The following is a 3,104-nucleotide window of genomic DNA, read 5'->3' on the forward strand; positions in this document are numbered from 1 at the left end:
ATAACGCAAACCGTCACCGCGGCCCGGCCTTCCACCCTGACATCTCAGCCCGCCCCGCCTCACCTGCCCCGATCCGGCAAGCCGCGCCCCCGGGGGCCCGGTCGGCTCGGCCGACCCCGCCCCGCCAGCGCCGCACCGCGAGCCCCCCGCGGCGGTCAGGACACGATGTCCTTGCGGGAGAACCCGCGGAACGCGAGGGCGAACAGCACCAGCGCGTACGACACCGACACCGCCGCACCCTTGATCATTCCGCCCCATTCCAGCTGCGGCTGCAGCGCGTCCGCCCAGGCGAACTGCCAGTGCGCGGGCAGGAACTCCCGCCACGACCCGAGCGCCGTCACCGCGTCCAGCACGTTGCCGACGATCGTCAGGCCGACCGCCCCGCCCACCGCGCCCAGCGGTGCGTCCGTCCGCGTCGACAGCCAGAACGCCAGTCCGGCGGTGACCAGCTGCGACACGAACACGAACGCCACCACCAGAGCCAGCCGCGGCACGCTCTGCGCGGCCTCCAGCGAGCCGCCCGTGGGCAGCTTCAGCGGACCCCAGCCGTACGCGGCCGTTCCCGCCGCCAGCGCCACCACCGGCAGCAGCACCATCGCGGCGAGGCTGAAGGCCAGCGCCACCACCAGCTTGCTCCACAGCAGCCGGGCCCGGGGCACCGGCGAGGCCAGCAGGTAGCGCAACGAGGACCAGCTCGCCTCCGAGGCCACGGTGTCCCCGCAGAACAGCGCCACCGGCACCACCAGCAGGAAGCCGGCCGACACGAACAGGCAGGTGGCCGCGAAGTTCGCGCCCGAGGCCGTCGCCGTGTCGATCAGCGTGACGCGGCCGTTCGCGCCGCCCCGGCCGCCGTCCTGCCCGCCGCCCACCGCGAACGCGATGATCATGACGAAGGGAAGTGCGGCCAGCACCCCGCCCATCACCAGCGTCCGCCGCCTGCGCCACTGGCGCAGCGCCTCCACGCGCAGCGGCAGCGTCCGGTTCGCCCGGTAGCCGGCGGCCACCTCCGTCACGGCGCTCATGCCGCACCTCCGATCAGGGTGAGGAACGCGTCCTCCAGCCGGCGGTGCGGCCCCACGGCGGACACCGGCACCTCCAGCCGTACCAGTTCGGCGATCAGCCCGGCGGCCGTCGCGCCCTCCAGCCGCACCAGCAGCCCGTCGTCGGCCACCGCCACGGAACCCACTCCCTCCAGCGCGGCCACCTTCGCCACGGTCCCCTCGTCGACCGGGCCGGCCAACGTCACCAGCAGCGTGTCCCCGCCGCCCGTGATCTCCGCGACCTCGCCCGCCTGCACGAGCCGCCCGCGGTCCATGACCACCAGGTGGGTGCACGACTGCTCGACCTCCGACAGCAGGTGGCTGGAGACGATGACCGTCCGCCCGCCCGCCGCGTAGCGGATCATCACGTCCCGCATCTCCCGGATCTGCGGCGGGTCCAGACCGTTCGTCGGCTCGTCGAGGATCAGCAGGTCCGGCATCCCGAGCATCGCCTGGGCGATCGCCAGACGCTGCCGCATGCCCTGCGAGTACGTGCGCACCGCGCGCTCCAGCGCGTCGCCGAGCCCGGCGATCTCCAGGGCCTCCGCCAGGTGCGCGTCCTCGGCCGGACGCCCGGTGGCCCGCCAGTACAGCTCCAGGTTGGCCCGCCCCGTCAGGTGCGGCAGGAAGCCGGCCCCCTCGACGAACGCCCCGACCCGCGACAGCACGGGCGCCCCGGCCCGGATCGCGTGCCCGAACACCCGGATCTCCCCGGCGTCCGGCGAGATGAGCCCCATCAGCATCCGCAGCGTCGTGGTCTTGCCGGCGCCGTTGGGCCCGAGCAGGCCCAGGACCTGCCCCTTCTCGACCCGGAACGACAGGTCCCGCACCGCGTACCGGTCCTGTGCCCTCGCGTACTTCTTCGTCAGGCCCGTGATTTCCAGGGGTACGTCGGCCAGCGCGGGGTCGGGCTGCGGTGCGCCGGACCGCGCCCCCGTACCCTCCCGGCCGGTCCTGCGGATCCCCAGCAGCGCCGCGGCCAGCAGCGCCGCACCCAGCGGCAGCCCCCAGGTCCATGCGGGCAGCCCCGCCGAGGCCGTACGCACGCCGTCGGCCACGGGAACGGCCAGGGCGCCCTGCACCCCGACCGTGTACGTGGCCGGCGCGGCCGGGGACGCGTACCCGAGGTCGGTGGCCGCGACGACGAGCCGCAGCCGGTGCCCCGCCTCCACGGCGTGGTCGACGGCGGGCAGCCGCAGCTCCACTCTCGTCCCCTGCTGCGCGTTCTCCACCCGCACCGGGGCGACCAGCCGGCTCGGCAGTACCGCCTGGCGGCCGTCGGGCCCGACGTCGTACAGCTTGCCGAACAGGACGGCCGATCCGTCCTCGGCCGTCGACCTCACGTTCAGGGTGACGGCCGGAGTCCCGGTGATCCGTACGCCCTCGGCCAGCGGCTGCGACTCGAACCGGGCGTTCTGCCCGGGGAAGTCCAGCGACAGCCCGGCCCCGAGGGCGGCGAGCTGCCCGCCGATCCCCGGCAGGGAGGACAGCGCGGGCGGCGCACCGCCGGCCGGATTGGCGAAGCCCTGCTCCCGGCCGCTCAGGGCGAACTCCCGAGGCCCGGCGGTGAGGCCGGGATAGTGCCCGCCGCTCGCGCCGCGCAGCCGCACCGCCCCGTCGGTGGAGTCGATGCCGCCGGAGCGGGAGACCCGGAAGGCGGGTCCGGTGCCGGCGTCCTCGTCGCCCTTGAGGTAGCGGTCGAACCAGGAGGCCACCCGGGCCTCGATCCGGCCGGACTCGGGCATGCCGCCGTCGTGCCCGCCGGCCGCCCAGTCCACGGCGACGGGCGCGCCGTTCGCCGCGATCGCCTTCGCCATGGCGTCGGCCTGGTCCAGCGGGAACAGGGAGTCGTCCTGGCCCTGCACGATCAGCGTCGGCACCTTGATCCGGTCCCCGACCGCCGACGGACTGCGCCCCTCCAGCAGGGCCCGGGCCTCGGCGTCGGGCTTCCCGGCCACCGCGACCCGCTCGTACATGGCGCACAGCTCCGGCCGGAACCGCCCGCAGGCCCCGGCGGTACCGGGGGGACCGGACGCACCGGGGGCGGCGGCCGCGCCCGGGACC

General features: G+C 75.5%; 2 protein-coding genes. Both read right to left on the reverse strand.

Annotated features, from left to right (window positions below):
• Positions 1-155: 155 nt before the first annotated feature.
• Positions 156-1,022, reverse strand: a complete 867-nt coding sequence (locus ACFXA3_RS39655; RefSeq protein ID WP_385195806.1) for an ABC transporter permease — start codon at positions 1,020-1,022, stop codon at positions 156-158.
• Positions 1,019-3,104, reverse strand: a 2,086-nt coding sequence (locus tag ACFXA3_RS39660) for an ATP-binding cassette domain-containing protein (protein WP_385195809.1), incomplete at its 5' end; no start/stop codon positions are given. The genes ACFXA3_RS39660 and ACFXA3_RS39655, both read right to left, overlap by 4 nt.

The sequence above is a fragment of the Streptomyces sp. NPDC059456 genome, assembly GCF_042750055.1.
In the GTDB taxonomy this organism is placed as follows: domain Bacteria; phylum Actinomycetota; class Actinomycetes; order Streptomycetales; family Streptomycetaceae; genus Streptomyces.